This window comes from Nocardia cyriacigeorgica (genome assembly GCF_010868145.1).
In the GTDB taxonomy this organism is placed as follows: Bacteria; Actinomycetota; Actinomycetes; order Mycobacteriales; family Mycobacteriaceae; genus Nocardia; species Nocardia cyriacigeorgica_D.
The window spans coordinates 147,490-163,793 of sequence record NZ_JAAGUY010000001.1; the positions used below are offsets into that span (position 1 = coordinate 147,490).

A 16,304-nucleotide genomic window follows, 5' to 3' on the forward strand; every position below is an offset into this window, starting at 1 on the left:
CCTGTGCCGCCTCGGTCCCCTCGGCCGAGACGGCGCAGCCGTTTCGGGGTAGTTCGACCGCTGGGCCGGTGGTGGTGGCGCCGCTGAACGCTGACGGTACGTTGTCGCGTATGCGGTAGCGGCGGATTGTTCCTTCTTCAGAGGGCTCCGGCGCGGGCGGCCGCAAGGGCGGCGCGGGCGGCGGCTGCGGCATCGGCCGCGGTGGCAGGTTCATGCGAGATGAACAGACGGTAGTAGATCGGGGCGATTGCGCATCGGATCACTGCTTCGGCGTCGACATCGGCGGAGAGTTCACCGCGGGCGACCGCACGGCGGATCACTTCCGCCGACTGATGGAGGCGCCCGGTGAAGAAGGCGTTCAGCGCGCTTGCGGCAGCGGGATTCTGCATGGCGGCGGCGATGAAGGCCGTGGCGACCGGGCCCGCCTCCGGGTCGGCGAATCCGGTGCGCACCAGTTGGGTGATGGCGTGCAGGTCCGCGTCGACGCTTCCGGTGTCCGGGACCGGCCATGGTTCGGTGGCGGCGAGTTCCAGCGCGTCCGCGATCAACCCTTCGGGGCTGCTCCATCGCCGGTAGACGGTGGTTTTGTGCACTCCGGACCGCTTGGCCACGTTCTCCACGGTCAAGCCTTGATAGCCGTGTGCGACGAGTTCGACGAGGGTTGCTGTGCGCACGGCGTCGCGGACACGTGCACTCCGTCCCCCGGGCCGCCTCTGAGCCTCCAAAGACAACTCCTGTTGCGTTAGATCCGCCAATTCGATAGCTTAAGGCTACACGGGTTGCGATTGCAGTTCGGCTGTGCGGTCGAACCACGCCGCGATGTCGTCGCATGAACAGAATCGAGAAGGGAATCGGCGAGCTTGGCTGACACTATTCATTCGATCGAGGTTCCGGGCGCACCGTACGGGGTCGCGATCGCCGGCGCCGGTGCCCTCTGGTTCACCATGGCGACAACCGGGGCGGTCGGCCGGTACCACGATGGCCGGGTGGACATCTTCGCCCTCGATCCCGTGGACGGGCAGCCGACCGTGATCGTCGCCGGTCCGGATGATGCGCTGTGGTTCACCGAGTTTCGCGGCAACCGGATCGGTCGGATCACTGCGGACGGCAACCGGTCGAGCATCGCGGCAGACGCGCCTTACGGACTGTGCGTGGGCCCGGACGGAGCATTGTGGTTCACCGAGTTGCACACCGGCCACATCGCCAGGCTCGGCGACGAGGGGGCGATCACCCGCTTCCCGGTCGAGGGCATGCCCTCGATGATCGTCGCGGGACCCGATGAGGCGCTGTGGTTCACCCTCAATCTCGGCAATGCGATCGGGCGGATCACCACCGCTGGTGCGATCACCGTGTACCCGCTGCCCACCGAATCGGCCAACCCGGTCGGTATCACCGTGGGCCCCGACGGTGCGCTGTGGTTTGTGGAGATCGGTGCGGGCCAGATCGGCCGCATCACCACGACCGGTGAGATCGACGAGTTCGACTTGCCCGACCGCAACGCGCGACCCCACGCCATCATCACCGGACCGGATGGTGCGCTGTGGTTCACCGAATGGGGCGCGGCCCGCCTCGGCCGGATCACCACGGCGGGCGAGATCAGTGGGATCGACCTACCCGGCGCCGAACCTCACGGACTGGTCGCGGGACCGGATGGAATCATCACGGTAGCAATGGAATCAGGAGTGCTCGCCCGCATTCCTGTCGATGAATCGGTCTGAGGCGCGGGACAGATTCCGCTGGCCAGCGGATCGCGCCGGCCCGCGCGTTCGGAGGCGAAGAACATTCTCGTCGCCGGACGGGCGGAGAGGCGAGACGCCTGCGGAGGGACGGTAAGTCCTGCCGCCCAGCGGAAGGCACGTCCCTGTGAAACAGGAACCCACCGAGAGCGCCCGTTAGGGCGCTGGCAGGAATCTCGCCCTTCAGGGGCGAGGTCGTCAAGTCGTGGTGAGGGCCTGGACCATCGCGGTACCGAAGCTGATGTCGTTGGACGTGGGCACGCGGGTGTAGGTGCCGCCGGTACGTTCGGTGACCGCGCGCAGCGTGTCGGTGCCCTCCCCGCCGACGACGATGACATCCACACGGACCGGTGTGGCGGCGTCGGTGGCGGCGGCGAGGTCGGCGAGTAGTTGCGTTCCGGTGAGTGCGGAATCGTCGTCGGGGCCGTCGGTGATCAACAGGACCGAATTGGTCCGGCCCGTGGTGTATTCCGCGACCGCGGCGCGGTAGGCGGCCAGCAGTGCGGTATAGCACTGATCGGCTTTCAGGTCGGTCGGGCGGATGCTGTCCAGCGACTCGGTGACCGCGGTCCGGTGTTCGGCGGCCAGCGGTGCGGTCGCCGCCCGCACTCGGTAAGGAGTGGTCCCGTCGAGGTTCTTGCCGAAGGTCCACACGCCGAGACCGAATTCCGGCGGCATGACGTTCATCGTCGAGCGCAGCGCACCGAGGGTGTTGGTCAGCCGAGGGGTGGAGCCGTCGTTGCCGCCCATCGACGCCGATACATCGATCAGGACGGTTGCCGAGACCCCGAGCACGGGATCGGCGAGAGTAGCGCGGACCTTGTCCAGCGCGGCGCGCGTCGGCACCGGTGCGGTCGTGGCGGGTGCTGGGCCGAATCCCACGGCGGCGAAATCCGCGGCCTGCTCGGGAGCGCGCAGGTAGTCGGCGAAAACACCGGCGACCATGTTCTGAGTGGTGTCGACCCAGTGACCGGTCATCATGGCCGCGGGATAGTCCGCGACGGGACCGGTGCCCGCCGGGACGAATGCGGTGAGTCCGCCGTGCGCGTTGACTTGCTGCTTGGTAGCGGCCACCGCGTGGAGGGTGGCATCGGCGGGCGGCGTCGAGGTGAGAGCGCCGAGGGCGGCGGCGGTATCGGGGACGTCGGGTGCGCTGGCCGCGAGGGCCGACACCGCAGCGACGGCCTGTCCTGAAAGTGCGGCCTCCTCGGTGAGCGGGTCGACGCCCGACACCCCGGACGCGACCGCAGTGGCGGCGGCCAGCGTCGCATCACCGGGCGGCACGGCCATCCGCAGCCCGCCCCAGGGCAGTTGCAGCTCGTCGAGCGAACCGCGTTGCAGGCGAGGCAGATCCGCCCAAGTGATCCCGCCACGCTCCAGTGCCGCACCCAGTTCGCCGGGCACCGCCAACGCTATCGGGCTGACCGCCACCGAGGCCGGTACGCCCTGGATGAGTCCGGGAACCCGCACCGATTCGATCTGGCGCATCGACTCGGGAATCCAGAGCGCGGGCTGTGGGCCCAGCGCCGGATCCCACGACGTATTGCTGGTGAACGCCGCGACCATCGCCGCGGCGGGCTGCGCCTCGACCTGCACGGTCACACAGTGATCGCCGACGATCGGTTCGCTGGCGTTGTACCGATCGGCAATCGTCCGCACCGTGGCGGCCAGCGACGGATCGACGGTCACATTGAGGACCGTGTCACCTTCCACGCACTCCGCGGCCGCCGCACTGGTACTACTGCTGGAGCGGTCGCGTAACTGGAACCACCCGAACACCGCTGCGACGAGTAGTAGCACAGCCACCACGGTGATAACGGGACCTTTGCTGATGCCCCGGGACCTGGAACGGCTGCGATGTGTACCCACGAGGCACGAGTGTATGCGTGTGTGGACCGCCACATACCGGCTGTGGCCCGGCGTCGATGAGACGACGACGGGTCACAGCGGGCGGATCACTCGCGGATCACCCGCCCACGGTCGAACTCGTGGCCACCCCACACGCCGGACTGGCCGGTGCGCTCGGCGAAGCCCCCGCAGGCTGCCCGGATCGGGCAGCCGCCGCAGACCGTGCGGGCATAGGCGAAGTCCTGCGACGGGTAGGGAAACCACGCCTCATGGTTGGGGTCACCGCGGCACGCGGCGCGATGCCACTCCCGGCTGTCCGACAGCGGGAGCAGGTCGGTCAAGGTAGTGACGGTCATGGCGATCCTCTCCTTCCTGCGGATCTGTTCAGGTGGTGGCGGCGAGCTGCTTCCAGATGCGTCGCTGATGCTTGGCCAAGGGATCGGGCGCCTTGGGCTCCCACAGCAGCCGCATACCCGCCTCTTCGGGGGTGCGGTCGGCCTTGGTCGTGTTGCACGGCGCGCAGCAGGCGATGAGGTTGGCCCAGGTGTTGGGCCCGCCCCGGCTGCGCGGACGGATGTGGTCGACGGTGCGCGCCCACGCCGCGCAGTAGCCACACCGGTGCTTGTCGCGGCGCAGGACGCCGGCCAGGGTGGCCCGGCTCTCGTCCCGCACTCGGGTCGCGTGCTCGAGGTAGACGTAGCGCAGCAGCCGGATCGTTTCGGGAAGCACGATTTCCAGGTGCTTGGACCGGATGGGGAAGTGCGGGTCCCGATCGGCGATCGATTCGGCGGCACCGCTGAGCAACAGCACCACCGCGCGGTCGGCGGCGATCTCGTCGATCGCCTCGTAGCTGGCGTTGAGCACCAGCACCGGGGTGTGTATCCAGTTGTCGGCAGACGGAGCCACCGCAGCGGTGGCATGGCGTATCAGCATGGGAATCACCATGTTTCGGAAGAGCGAGAAGGAATTGTCAGTGACGTGAGGATGGAGCAAGGGCTGGAATCAGCAGCCGTCCTGGAGGCGGCCGGACTCGAGTTCCGCGCTCGCGATGCCGGCCATCAGCCGCGGCTGGGCGAATACGGCCGGAGCCCACTGCTCCCACGGATTCTTCGAATGCAAAGCCACCTCCTCCTCTCCTGAGTTCTCGTCGATCACCGCCGGATGCGGTCGATCACCGAAATCATGGTGGCACACCGGATGCCGTGTTGTCGGGCCATTTTTCGGCCGGTGCGCGCCTGCGATCACGCCTGCTGGAGGACGGCCGCGCCGAACGAGACGTTGAACCGGTCGCACCAGATGGACACGCTGGTCAGCTGTGTCAGGTCGACCTCGGCCGGAATCGGATAGTTCTGGTTGCCTTTGTTGCCCCGGAGTTGGCCCAGATCGACATAGGCACCGTCATCGAAGACGCCCCAGCCGTCGCGCCCGGACAGCACCGGTGCGTCCGACAGCCAGACGTGCAGGTCGGGCCCGTCGGAGGTGTCCAGGTTCTCCAGCCGCAACACCCGGCTACCGTCGGGAAATCCGAGGACGGCGACGGTGCCGGAGGTGCCGTGCTCATGCGAGATGAGGGTGCCCCGGGCCAGCAGCTGCGGGTGCGGAGCCGGTGCACCGGGGGAGACGGACACCGCGACGGTGGGCACCGCCTCGTTGACGGTGGTACTGGTGAACAGCCGCCACGGCTGGAAATAGGCAAGGCCGATGCCGAGGCCGGTGGCAACGATCAGCGCGAGTACCCAGGTCAGCGGCGAACGTGCGATCCGTTTCACGGCCATCTCCTCGTCCTCATGGCCACGTCCGCGGAAGGCGCCCGGCCCGCCGCGGGCCCTGTGACCATTGAACTCCGTCCCTGACGTCTGCGGCACCCCGGAGATCAGAGGTTGCCGACGATGTGCTCCAGACGCTGGGCGATGTGCTCACGGGCTTGCTCGCGCAGGGCGGGCCGATACCCGGACGGGTACACAGGGTCGCCGGGCGCGTAGTCCTTCAGGACCTCTTTCGCGAGGGTGATCTTGTGGACCTCGGTTGGCCCATCCGCGATGCCCATGACCTCGGCGTAGTTCATCATGTCCACGAACGGCAGATCCTGGCTGACGCCGAGCGCGCCGTGCAGATGCAGCGCTCGCTGAGCGATATCGTGCATCACCTTCGGCATCGCGACCTTGATCGCGGCGATGTCCTTGCGCACCTTCAGGTAATCCTGTTCCCTATCGATACGCCAGGCTGTGCGCAGTACCAGCAGCCGGAACTGTTCCATGGCGATCCAGCTGTCGGCGATGCGCTCCTGGGTCATCTGGAGCCCGGCCAGCGGGCCCTTGCGCATCGGACGTGACACCGCGCGTTCGCACATCATGTCGAAGGCCTTACGCACTAATGCGACCGTGCGCATGGCGTGATGTACCCGTCCGCCGCCGAGGCGGGTCTGCGCGACGACAAAGCCCTGGCCTTCGGCGCCGAGCAGATGATCTGCCGGTACCCGGACATCGGTGAACCGCAGATGCCCCTCGTGCTCGCTGAAACCGTGCACATGGAAGTTCTTCACTATCTCCAGGCCGGGAGTGTCGGCGGGCACGATGAACATCGACATGCCCTGATACGGGCTGACATCGGGGTTCGTCACCACCATGACGATGTGGAAGGCCGCGAACTTGGCGTTGGAGTTGAACCACTTCTCGCCGTTGATGACCCAGTGGTCTCCGTCGCGCACTGCACGGGTCTTGAACAAAGTCGGATCCGATCCTCCCGTGGGTTCGGTCATCACATAGCAGGAGCCGATCTCGCCCGCCAGCAGCGGCTCGAGGTACTGCTTCTGCTGCTGTTCGGTCCCGTAATGCGCCAGGATCTCCGCGTTCCCGGAATCGGGCGCCTGACAACCGAAGACCGACGGCGCCCAGACCGACGTGCCGAGGACTTCGTTGAGCAGCGCGAGCTTCATCTGGCCGAATCCGGGACCCCCCAATTCCGGGCCGAGATGGCAGGCCCACAGGCCCTGCTCCTTCACCTTCTCCTTCAGCGGACGCATGAGCGCCATGGCCTCGGTGTCGGTGCGGTCATACGGGTTCGGGTAGACCAGATCGAGTGGCTCGACCTCGGTGCGGACGAACTCGGCGGCCCAGTCCAGCTTTGCCTGGTACTCCGGATCGGTCTCGAAATCCCAAGCCATGGTCGGCCTTTCGTCGGCTTCGGTGCTGCGGCCCGGATGGCCGGGGATCGCAGGTGCTGTTGTTGAGCACACTATCCACCGCCACATACCTCATCAAGGGTCTCGCGAACTCCCGGATGGCCCGCGATGCGCGGTAAAAGGCCCGGTAGGGTCGGTGGAGGCGGGAACAGACCGGTCGCTGCCGGTGTTGACCCCCGACGCACGGTCGTAGCACTACCGGCGGGTAACATGGCTGCGACTTTTCCTACTCGTTTCTCGACAAGTGAGGCTTAGATGACAGAGCGGATTCAGGTCGGCGGGCTCCAGGTGGCCAGTGTTCTCCACGAGTTCGTAGAGAACGAGGCGCTTCCGGGTACCGGCGTGGATTCCGCCGCGTTCTGGGCCGGCGCAGAGCGGGTCATCAACGATCTCGCCCCGCGCAACCGTGCTCTGCTGGCCGAACGCGACGAGATCCAGGGCAAGCTCGACGCCTGGCACGGCGAGAACCCCGGCGCGAACTACGACAAGGCCGCCTACAAGAACTTCCTGTCCGAGATCGGCTACCTGCGCCCCGAACCGGCCGAATTCCAGATCGCCACCCAGAACGTCGACGACGAGATCGCGACCACCGCGGGTCCGCAGCTGGTGGTTCCGGTGATGAACGCGCGTTTCGCTATCAACGCCGCCAACGCGCGCTGGGGTTCGCTCTACGACGCCCTCTACGGCACGGACGCCATCTCCGAGGCCAAGGGCGCAGAGAAGGGCACCGGCTACAACCGCGTGCGCGGCGACAAGGTCATCGAGTGGGCGCGCAACTTCCTCGACGACTCGGTCACCCTGATCACCGGCTCGCACATCGGCTCCACCTCGTACAAGATCGTCGACGGTGAACTGGAGGTCGGCCTCGAGGACGGCACCGAGATCGGCCTCGCCGATGCCTCCCAGCTGGTCGGCTACCTCGGTGACCCGGAGTCGCCGACCTCGATTCTGCTGAAGCACAACGGGCTGCACATCGAGATCCAGATCGATCCCGAGTCGCCGATCGGCAGCACCGACAGCGCGGGCATCAAGGATGTCGTGCTCGAGTCCGCCGTCACCACGATCATGGACTTCGAGGACTCGGTCGCCGCGGTCGACGCCGAGGACAAGGTGCTCTGCTACCACAACTGGCTCGGCCTGATGAAGGGCGATCTGTCCGAAGCGGTCAGCAAGGGCGGCAAGACCTTCACCCGCACCATGAACCCCGACCGCGTCTACACCGCGCTCGATGGTTCCGAGCTGGTGCTGCACGGTCGCTCGCTGCTGTTCGTGCGCAACGTGGGCCATCTGATGACCTCCGACGCGATCCTCGACGCCGAGGGCAACGAGGTGCCCGAGGGCATCATGGACGGCCTGATCACCTCGCTGATCGCCAAGCACGCTCTCAGCGGTGACACGAAGCTGAAGAACAGCCGCACCGGTTCGGTGTACATCGTGAAGCCGAAGATGCACGGACCCGACGAGGTCGCCTTCACCAACGAGCTGTTCGGCCGGATCGAAGACGTCATCGGTGTGGAGCGCAACACCCTCAAGGTCGGCATCATGGACGAGGAGCGCCGCACCACCGTCAACCTGAAGGCCTGTATCGCGGCCGCCGAGAACCGCGTGGTCTTCATCAACACCGGCTTCCTCGACCGCACCGGCGACGAGATCCACACCTCCATGGAGGCCGGCGCGATGGTCCGCAAGGCCGATATGAAGGCTCAGCAGTGGATCGCCTCCTACGAAGACTGGAACGTCGACACCGGTCTGGCCACCGGCCTGCCCGGCAAGGCGCAGATCGGTAAGGGCATGTGGGCCATGCCGGATCTGATGGCCGACATGCTGGTCCAGAAGATCGGCCACCCGAAGGCGGGTGCCAACACCGCCTGGGTGCCTTCGCCCACCGCCGCCACCCTGCACGCCACCCACTACCACCTGGTGGATGTGTTCAAGCGGCAGGCCGAGCTGGCCAAGGGCGGCGCCCGCGCCACCGTGGACCAGATCCTGGAGATCCCGTTGGCCGCCGACACCAACTGGTCGGCCGAGGAGAAGCAGCAGGAGCTGGACAACAACTCCCAGTCGATCCTCGGTTACGTGGTGCGCTGGATCGACCAGGGCGTCGGCTGCTCCAAGGTGCCCGACATCAAGGACGTCGCGCTGATGGAGGACCGCGCCACCCTGCGCATCTCCAGCCAGCTGATGGCCAACTGGCTGCGTCACGGCATCGTCTCCGCCGACGACGTGGTGGCCAGCCTGGAGCGGATGGCTCCGGTGGTCGACCGCCAGAACGCAGGTGACGCGAGCTACCGGCCGATGGCGCCCGACTTCGCGGGCAGCGTCGCCTTCCAAGCCGCCAAGGAGCTGATCCTGGAGGGCACCAAGCAGCCCAACGGCTACACCGAGCCCATCCTGCACCGTCGTCGCCGTGAGGCGAAGGCGCTCGCTGCCAAGTGATCTCCAGTGAGTGAAAAGTAGCTCCCAGGAGCTATTTCGGCGGAGGCCCCGTACCGGAGACGCCCGGTGCGGGGCCTTTGTCGTCACCCGAGATCAGCTCCCCATGGTTCGGCAATGCCAGTTGTCGGTGAGGGTGCTGGACACCCGCAGCCTCTCAGACGATGTCCTCGAGAGAGGATGTCTGTGTCGACGGGTACTGCATCCCCTCGGACTCAGCGGTGCGTGTGAGCCGGACCTGGCTTCCATCGCCCGGCTGACGGTCCCCGGTGGAGGAGGGGGACGAGCAGGCCTTTAGGCATTGATCTCGACCTCGGGGTCCGGGCCGGGGGCCGGGCCCGTCTTGCCTGATCGGCCGAACGTCCGCAGTTTGCAGCGAACGCCCCGGCCGTCCGGCCCGAATCCGGGTGGTGCGTACAGGTGCTGATCTGCTTCAATGAAGCGGTGTGCCGATGGATGGCGTACTCGGGCGAGCCGATCCTTGCCGAGGATCTGCTGTTCCGGCCGGTGCATTCACTCATCGATCAGAGCCTGCACTCACGCCTGGGCGCCACCACGACCAACGGCGACGGTTTCGGGATCGGCTGGTATGGAGCGGGGGCATCGCCCGCGGTGTTCAAGAACATCGAACCGGCCTGGAACGATCGGAATCTGCGCGAAATCGCCGGCCAACTGCGAACCCCGTTGTTCTTCGCGCACGTGCGCGCATCGACCGGAACCTCGGTGCAGCGCAGCAACTGCCATCCCTTCCGGCATGGGCGCTGGTTGTGGATGCATAACGGTGCGCTGCGCGGTTTCCGCGATATCGAGCGAGAACTGCTGCTTGCGGTGGACCCGTCCCTGTTCCCGGATATCGAAGGCTCCACTGACTCCGAGGTGCTCTTCTTCCTTGCCCTGACGTTCGGCCTGCTCGATGATCCGATCACCGCCGTCGCACGCGCGGTCGGGTTCGTCGAGGATGTCGGCCACCGTCACGATATCGACCACCCCATCCAGATGACGGTGGCGACAACCAACGGCGAGTCCATCTGGGTGTTCCGCTATTCGAGCGAGGGGAAGTCACGGACGTTGTTCTTCTCCACCGAGATCGCGAAGCTACGTGCCCTGCATCCAGAGGTTCCGGTTTTGTATCAGCTCGGTGACGAGACTCGCTTCGTCGTCTCCGAGCCCCTGCGCGATCTCGCGGGAGCATGGAACGAGATCCCGGAATCAGCGGTCGCACTGGTTCACGCCGGACACGACGACCTCCGGAGGTTCGAACCCATCAGCCCCACCTGAGATCACCGCGCGGTTCGCGATTGGGACGACGCGTCACTGGCCTTCGCCGGCGCTGCCGGTTGGCTGCGAAGCCCCCGATCCGACGGCCTTACGTGGCAGTTGCCTGGTGGCGAACAGTGCGGCGACCGCGAGCAGCGCGGTGACCGCGAAAGCCATCCGAAGGGCATCCAATCTGGCATCGGCATTCACCTCGACGATCTCGTCGGCCGCCGATTCGTCGACTCCGGCATCGACCAGGGCGCCCTGCAGGTGTGTGGTGGATACGAACGGGACTCCATCGGCCAGCTCGATGGCCGCCTGCTGCTGTACGGCGGCAGGAACGTTCGGGTTGTCCGCCAGTCCGCCGATCACCGAGCTGGTCAATGTCGCGATCAGCACAGACCCGATCAACGCAGTTCCCAACGAGGCACCGAGATTGGTTGCCGTGTTCTGCAATCCGCCCACCTCGGCGCTCTGTGAATCGTCCACCGCGGAGACGGTGATCGCACCCAGCTGTGAGGATAGTGCGCCCAGTCCGAAACCCAGAAACACCATCGGAATCATCACGACTCGGGCGTCGGCGCCGGGGTCCATGCCCGCGACGAGGATCACGATCCCGATGATCATCGATCCCAGACCGATCCGCACCACGCGGCGCGGATTTGCTCGGGGGCGGATCTTCGGTATTCCAGCCGCTGCCAGCACCAGCGCCGCCGACAGCGGCAGGATGCGCACCCCGGTCTCCAGCGCACTGAGTTCGAGGACCACCGACAGGAACAGCGGCACCGAGAAGAAGACGCCTGCCTGTACCAGAAACTGGGCGAAGAACATGCTGAGCCCGCCGTTCAACTGCCGATTGTGCAGCAACGCGGGGTCGATCAGTGGATCCTTGCCCGCATCGGCCAGGTGATGTTGCCACAGGATGAACACGTAGAGCACCAACAGCCCGGCCAAAAGCAGCCAGATCACCGGAGATGCCCCCATGATCTGTGGTCCGCCCGGTGTGGCTCGGACCCAGCCCCATTCGCCGGACCGCAGCACTGCGAACACGATCATGCCCAGCGCCACCACGGACAACACCGCGCCGAGCAGATCTATCCGGACATCGGCCGGTGCGACATCGGCGATCCGGCGCAGCGCCGCCAGGATCAGCACGACAATCACCACCTCACCGGCGAAAACGAGCCGCCAGGACGCGAAGGTTGTGACCGCGCCACCCAACAGAGGCCCCACCGCGACCGCCATCGCTCCGGCGGCGGCCACCATGCCATAGGCACCGGCGCGGCGGGCGGGAGTGAAATTCGCCGCGACCAGCGACACGATCGCTGGCATGATCAGGGCCGCGCCGATACCTTCGAGCACCGACCAACCGATCAACAACACCACCAGGTTGGGGGCAAACGCCGTCGTCAACGATCCGGCACCGTAGACGATCAGACCGATACCGAATGCCCGTCGGCGACCCAGCATGGCTCCGACCTTGCCGCCGGTGATCATCAGTGTGGCCATCACCAGGGTGTAGAGGGTGATCGCGGTCTGGATGCCGGTGATGGTCGTTCCGACATCCGTGGCCACCGAGGCCATCGACACATTCATCACCGAACTGTCGAGCGTCATCAGGAATTGACCAGCGGCCAGCACCGTCAGCACCAACCCGGAACCTGTTTTCGTGACAACCGGATCTCGTGTCATACCGCGCCGCCTCCTGAAGAACGTCTACCAGTAGTCGGTTCCATCAGAAGGTCTCCCTTCTGCCACCTGGACGGAATGTGCCGGACGACCGGGCAGCTTCGCGGCGCCCAACGGGCGCACCATTGTCGTACAAGGCTCGGCCATGACCGATGCTGGTAAGCAGCGTCGACCAATTGCCCTCGGTAGCGCGGCGAAAACCTCGCCGATGAATCGTACGTGCGGGTCCGGCGATCTCGAGTGTTTCCCGCGAGTAGATCGTCGTGTGGTGTGCTGTCATTCGTCGACGTCGTTCACCCGAATGTGCGTACGACATCGGGGAGTGCGACGGCGAGCCGGTCCACGTCCTCGACCGAGGTGAATTGTGCCGGTGTGACCCGCACGCAATCACCTCGCGCTACTCCGCCGCGTCGGACGGTGAAGATGCCGCGTTCGTGCCGCAGGTACTCCGCTATGGCTTCGTTGTCGGCCCGTGAGACGCGGCGCCGGATACGGAACGATGTGATTGCCCCGTACATCGCTCGATCTTGCGGGGTCAAGATCTCTACCGCAGGGATGTCGCGCACCCGCTGAACCCAGTAGTCGCGCAGGTACTGGAGGCGAGCCTGCTTCACCGGCGCTCCGAGTGCCGAGTGGGCGTCCAGGGCGGTGGTGATCGTCAGGAACGCGGCCGCGTTCACCGTGCCGGAATGTACCCGGGCGCGGATATCGTCGGCGGGATAGCTCTGGTCGCCGAACGCTGTGTCGATATCGTTCATTCGTTGGTTTCGGATGTAGAGGAAACCGGTGCCGAGCGGGGCGTTGATCCATTTGTGCAGCGAGAATCCGATGAAGTCGGCACCCAGATCGTCGATGGTGAAATCGAGTTGCCCCCAGGAATGGGCGACATCGACGATCACATCCACACCCTGTTGCCGGGCCATGGCGACGATCTCGCGGACCGGCAGAACCAGCCCGGTGCGGTTGTTCATGTGACTGAGCAGCATCAACTTCACTCGGGGATGTTCACGCAGCGCAGCGGAGTAGTGGTCGAGCACCGATCGGTGGGTGGCCGGCTCGGGGACGGTGGTCGTCACGATTTCCACGCCTCGTCGGCCGCGAAGCGAATCCACGGCGTACTGGCAGCTGTGGTAGTCCAGGTCCGCGTACATGACGGCGTCGCCGGGCCGCAGCTTGTTGTACCCGGTGATGAGGCTCTGCAGGGCCTCGGTGCCTCCGCGAGTCAGGGCGATCTCGTCCACCGCCGCGCCGGCGGTCGCGGCGAGCTTTTTCCGGATGTCTTCCAGCTCGGTCTTGTAGGTGGTTCTCAGCAGATATGAGCTGGACTCGTTGAGCCGGTCGGTGTTCGCCAGATAGGCCTGGCGTACCGGCGCCGACATGATGCCGTAGTAACCGTTCTCCAGGTTGGTGATCCGCGGTGTCCTCGGGAACTGGTTCGCGACTGCGGCCCAGAATTTCTCGTCATCGGCGAGGTCCTCGGGTGTGCGGCCCACGGGCGCCGCGATGATGGCCGGTGCGGGTGGATCGGACCGCGGGCGGTCGGCATACACCAGGCCGGCCGCAAGCACTCCGGCTCCTGCTCCGAGTCCGGCCAGCAGACCGCGTCGTGAGCTGATCATCTCGAAATCCTTTCGGGTGACAGTTCGGTTTTCCCGGTGCTGTCGGGTCGGCGTGGCCGATCGGAGCGGTCGAGCAGATGCAGGCCGTAGGCGGCAGCGAGGCCGATCCCGAGCAGCCCTGCCCAGATCGTCCACTCCGCGCCCGCGTCCCGCGCGGCTCCGAACACGGCTCCGGTGCCGAGATTGCCGATGAGGATGCCGATCCCGACGATGGTGTTGTAGAAGCCGTAATGGGTGGCGACGCGGCTGCCGTCCGCCAGGGAGACAACGGTGTCCATCTCGAACGGGAAAACCGCGGCAGTGCCGACAGCCAAGAGTGCTGCCGAGATCAACACCACGGCCGCGGCTACCGGTATCCCGAATCGGTCCGAGTTCGGCACCACCATCAGAGGTACGAAAGCAGCAGCCAGGATGGCCATTCCCGCCACCAAGCTCCGGCCGGTACCCCATCGGGCACGGAACCAGGCGGTGATCCGGAGTTGTCCGGCCACCGCTACGACACCGGACACCACGAACACCCCGGATACCAGGAGCTGTGAGTTCGCGCCGGCGACCGATTCGGCTTGCAGGGGCAACGCCAGATACACCTGAAACGACAGCACATACGAGCCGATCATCACCAGCGCGAACATCAGGAAACGGCGGTTGGCGACGATACCGCGCCAGTCCTGCAGCACACTGGTTCGTTCGGTCGGAGCCTCGGCCCGGCGGGCAGGAAGCGCGAACAACTGGGCGACCGTCAGCGCCGCGAACACCACCGCCGCCGAAGCTGCCGCGACCTGAAAATCGACCGCCATCAATGCCAACCCGACGAGTGGGCCGGCCAGGATTCCGGCCTGGTAGAAGATATTGAACACGGCGAAGGCTTCGACGCGTCGCGCACCGGTATCTGCGGCCAGGTAGGCCCGCACCGCGGGGTTGAACAGCGCGCCGGCGAACCCGGTGGCCGCGGACGCGATCAGCAGACCTGGCAGCGAGGTCGCGAAAACCAACAACGCGAAACCGCCGGTGCGCAGCAGACATCCGACCACGATCAGCGGTTTGTAGCCCAACCGGTCGGCCAGAGTTCCACCGATCAAGAACATGCCCTGCTGGGAGAAATTCCGCACCCCGAGAACCAATCCCACCGCCCATGCCGCCAAACCGAGCGGACCGGCCAAATATCCGGCCAGGTAGGGCATGAGCATGTAGAAGCCGAGATTGATGCCGAACTGGTTGATCATCAGCAATCGTGCGGCGGTGTCGAGCTGCGGAACTTCGCGACCACGCTCACTGAACCGACTCGTGCGCTGTAGTGATGAACGTGCGCGGATCCAACACGGTTGTGGTGCGCGTCCAGGACTCGACCACGCGCTCGGCCGGATGTGCGATGACATCGGGTTCGACCGGCTGGGTGGTAGTCAGCAGGCCGTGTTCACGGAGGTAGTCATCGTTGTAGACGGTGTCGAAATAGCGGTGGGGGCCGTCGGGGAACACCGCGGCGATCGTGGTGTCCCGGTCGTGGTGGCGTGCTGCCCACCCGGCGACCAGGCCGACGGCGCCGACGCTCCAGCCACCTGACACATGCTGGGTTGCGGCGAGGGTACGGGCAGCCCATACGGCTTCCGCTGGTGCCACCCAGTGGACTTCGTCGAAGGCCGCATAGTCGATATTGACCGGATAGATGCTCGAGCCCAGGCCGCGCATCAGTCGTGGACCCGCCGGCTGGCCGAAGATCGTGGAGGCCACCGTGTCGACGCCGATGAGCTTCAGGTTCGGGTTGGTGCGCCGCAGGACCTTCGCCACGCCGGCGGAATGCCCTCCGGTGCCGACCGCGGCCACGAGAACGTCGACCTGCCCCAGCTGCTCGATCAGTTCGAGCGCCAAGGACTCGTAGCCATCGACGTTGTCGGGATTGTTGTACTGATCCGGGGACCACGCGGTGGGGTTCTCGACGAGTAGTTCGGCGACTCGGTCCCGACGGGCCTGCTGCCAGCCGCCGACCGGATGTGGCTCGGTCACCATGTCGACCTCCGCACCGTAGGCGGCCAGCATGCGGGCGACGATGGGTTCCAGGCCGGGGTCGGTGACGAGGGTGACCGGGTGATTGTGCACGTGTCCTGCTAGAGCAAGGCCGAGTCCGAGTGTGCCGCTGGTGGATTCGATGATTCGCGCACCGGGGGTCAGGTCGCCGCGCGCTCGTGCCCGGCGCACCATGTGCAGTGCCGGGCGGTCCTTCATGCCGCCGGGGTTGAACCCTTCCAGTTTCGCCCAGAAGCCGCGACCTGCCGGCGCCAGCGGCGCCTCGATACGGATCACCGGCGTGGCACCGACCAAGCCGTCCGGGTGGGACACCGGCTCGGGGGTGCCGTCGAACGCGGCGGGGACGTTGGTTGGTGCGTCGAGCACAACCTTGTTCATGACAGTCATTCCTGTTTCGGAGCGGCCCTGTGGGGCGGGGAGCGTGAGTGGCGGCGAATTACCGGCGGATGGTTGTCAGTACCGCGCGGTTCCGGTCGTGGTGGAGGCGGCCGTCAGGGCGACGCCGCGCCCGCATGCTTC

14 protein-coding genes are annotated in these 16,304 nt (G+C 66.1%); 3 read left to right on the plus strand and 11 right to left on the minus strand.

Annotation, left to right across the window (positions count from 1 at the left end; all coding sequences use genetic code 11):
• Positions 1 to 137: 137 nt before the first annotated feature.
• Positions 138 to 674 (minus strand): TetR/AcrR family transcriptional regulator, encoded by a 537-nt coding sequence (locus GV792_RS00695; protein ID WP_309138550.1) that lies wholly within the window; start codon positions 672 to 674, stop codon positions 138 to 140.
• A gap of 186 nt (positions 675 to 860) precedes the next feature.
• On the opposite strand from GV792_RS00695, the gene GV792_RS00700 reads away from it, so the two are divergent.
• The gene (locus GV792_RS00700) at positions 861 to 1,718 is read left to right on the plus strand and encodes a Vgb family protein (protein WP_163821629.1); all 858 of its coding nucleotides are present in this window, start codon (positions 861 to 863) and stop codon (positions 1,716 to 1,718) included.
• A 216-nt stretch (positions 1,719 to 1,934) separates the two neighbouring features.
• On the opposite strand, the gene GV792_RS29995 is transcribed toward GV792_RS00700, so the two are convergent.
• The 6 genes from GV792_RS29995 to GV792_RS00725 form a co-directional block, all read right to left on the minus strand.
• Positions 1,935 to 3,605 (minus strand): VWA domain-containing protein, encoded by a 1,671-nt coding sequence (locus GV792_RS29995; protein ID WP_309138551.1) that lies wholly within the window; start codon positions 3,603 to 3,605, stop codon positions 1,935 to 1,937.
• Between the two features lie 86 nt (positions 3,606 to 3,691).
• Positions 3,692 to 3,940: a WhiB family transcriptional regulator gene (locus GV792_RS00710; RefSeq protein WP_163821630.1), complete on the minus strand. Its 249-nt coding sequence runs from the start codon at positions 3,938 to 3,940 to the stop codon at positions 3,692 to 3,694.
• Between the two features lie 28 nt (positions 3,941 to 3,968).
• Positions 3,969 to 4,517 carry an HNH endonuclease gene (locus GV792_RS00715; RefSeq protein WP_163821631.1) on the minus strand — a complete coding sequence of 183 codons (549 nt, stop codon included), beginning with the start codon at positions 4,515 to 4,517 and terminating at the stop codon, positions 3,969 to 3,971.
• Between the two features lie 69 nt (positions 4,518 to 4,586).
• Positions 4,587 to 4,709, minus strand: coding sequence for a hypothetical protein (locus GV792_RS29345; protein WP_256667909.1), 123 nt, complete (start codon positions 4,707 to 4,709; stop codon positions 4,587 to 4,589).
• 116 nt (positions 4,710 to 4,825) lie between these two features.
• Positions 4,826 to 5,359 (minus strand): DM13 domain-containing protein, encoded by a 534-nt coding sequence (locus GV792_RS00720; protein WP_163821632.1) that lies wholly within the window; start codon positions 5,357 to 5,359, stop codon positions 4,826 to 4,828.
• A gap of 98 nt (positions 5,360 to 5,457) precedes the next feature.
• Entirely contained in the window at positions 5,458 to 6,747 is a 1,290-nt protein-coding gene (locus tag GV792_RS00725) for an acyl-CoA dehydrogenase family protein (protein WP_163821633.1), read from the minus strand.
• 273 nt (positions 6,748 to 7,020) lie between these two features.
• Here GV792_RS00725 and GV792_RS00730 point away from each other — a divergent pair, with 273 nt between their 5' ends.
• Positions 7,021 to 9,201, plus strand: a complete 2,181-nt coding sequence (locus tag GV792_RS00730) for a malate synthase G (protein ID WP_163821634.1) — start codon at positions 7,021 to 7,023, stop codon at positions 9,199 to 9,201.
• A gap of 453 nt (positions 9,202 to 9,654) precedes the next feature.
• Positions 9,655 to 10,476, plus strand: coding sequence for a class II glutamine amidotransferase (locus tag GV792_RS00735; protein ID WP_163821635.1), 822 nt, complete (start codon positions 9,655 to 9,657; stop codon positions 10,474 to 10,476).
• Between the two features lie 33 nt (positions 10,477 to 10,509).
• Here GV792_RS00735 and GV792_RS00740 read toward each other — a convergent pair whose 3' ends face one another.
• From GV792_RS00740 to GV792_RS00755, 4 genes are all read right to left on the minus strand, one after another.
• On the minus strand, positions 10,510 to 12,147 hold the full coding sequence (locus GV792_RS00740) for an MFS transporter (protein ID WP_163821636.1): 1,638 nt from the start codon (positions 12,145 to 12,147) through the stop codon (positions 10,510 to 10,512).
• A 290-nt stretch (positions 12,148 to 12,437) separates the two neighbouring features.
• Positions 12,438 to 13,763 carry an aminotransferase class V-fold PLP-dependent enzyme gene (locus tag GV792_RS00745; RefSeq protein WP_163821637.1) on the minus strand — a complete coding sequence of 442 codons (1,326 nt, stop codon included), beginning with the start codon at positions 13,761 to 13,763 and terminating at the stop codon, positions 12,438 to 12,440.
• Positions 13,760 to 14,986, minus strand: coding sequence for an MFS transporter (locus GV792_RS00750; RefSeq protein WP_163821638.1), 1,227 nt, complete (start codon positions 14,984 to 14,986; stop codon positions 13,760 to 13,762). Before GV792_RS00750 ends, GV792_RS00745 begins: the two co-directional genes overlap by 4 nt.
• A gap of 46 nt (positions 14,987 to 15,032) precedes the next feature.
• On the minus strand, positions 15,033 to 16,163 hold the full coding sequence (locus GV792_RS00755) for a PLP-dependent cysteine synthase family protein (RefSeq protein ID WP_163821639.1): 1,131 nt from the start codon (positions 16,161 to 16,163) through the stop codon (positions 15,033 to 15,035).
• Between the last annotated feature and the right edge of the window lie 141 nt (positions 16,164 to 16,304).

Coding starts and splice junctions, on each gene's coding strand:
- GV792_RS00710 (WP_163821630.1), bottom strand. CDS start 3,940: ATGACCGTCACTACCTTGACCGACCTGCTCCCGCTGTCGGACAGCCGG.
- GV792_RS00715 (WP_163821631.1), bottom strand. CDS start 4,517: ATGCTGATACGCCATGCCACCGCTGCGGTGGCTCCGTCTGCCGACAAC.
- GV792_RS00720 (WP_163821632.1), bottom strand. CDS start 5,359: ATGGCCGTGAAACGGATCGCACGTTCGCCGCTGACCTGGGTACTCGCG.
- GV792_RS00725 (WP_163821633.1), bottom strand. CDS start 6,747: ATGGCTTGGGATTTCGAGACCGATCCGGAGTACCAGGCAAAGCTGGAC.
- GV792_RS00730 (WP_163821634.1), top strand. CDS start 7,021: ATGACAGAGCGGATTCAGGTCGGCGGGCTCCAGGTGGCCAGTGTTCTC.
- GV792_RS00735 (WP_163821635.1), top strand. CDS start 9,655: ATGGCGTACTCGGGCGAGCCGATCCTTGCCGAGGATCTGCTGTTCCGG.
- GV792_RS00740 (WP_163821636.1), bottom strand. CDS start 12,147: ATGACACGAGATCCGGTTGTCACGAAAACAGGTTCCGGGTTGGTGCTG.
- GV792_RS00745 (WP_163821637.1), bottom strand. CDS start 13,763: ATGATCAGCTCACGACGCGGTCTGCTGGCCGGACTCGGAGCAGGAGCC.
- GV792_RS00750 (WP_163821638.1), bottom strand. CDS start 14,986: ATGATCAACCAGTTCGGCATCAATCTCGGCTTCTACATGCTCATGCCC.
- GV792_RS00755 (WP_163821639.1), bottom strand. CDS start 16,163: ATGAACAAGGTTGTGCTCGACGCACCAACCAACGTCCCCGCCGCGTTC.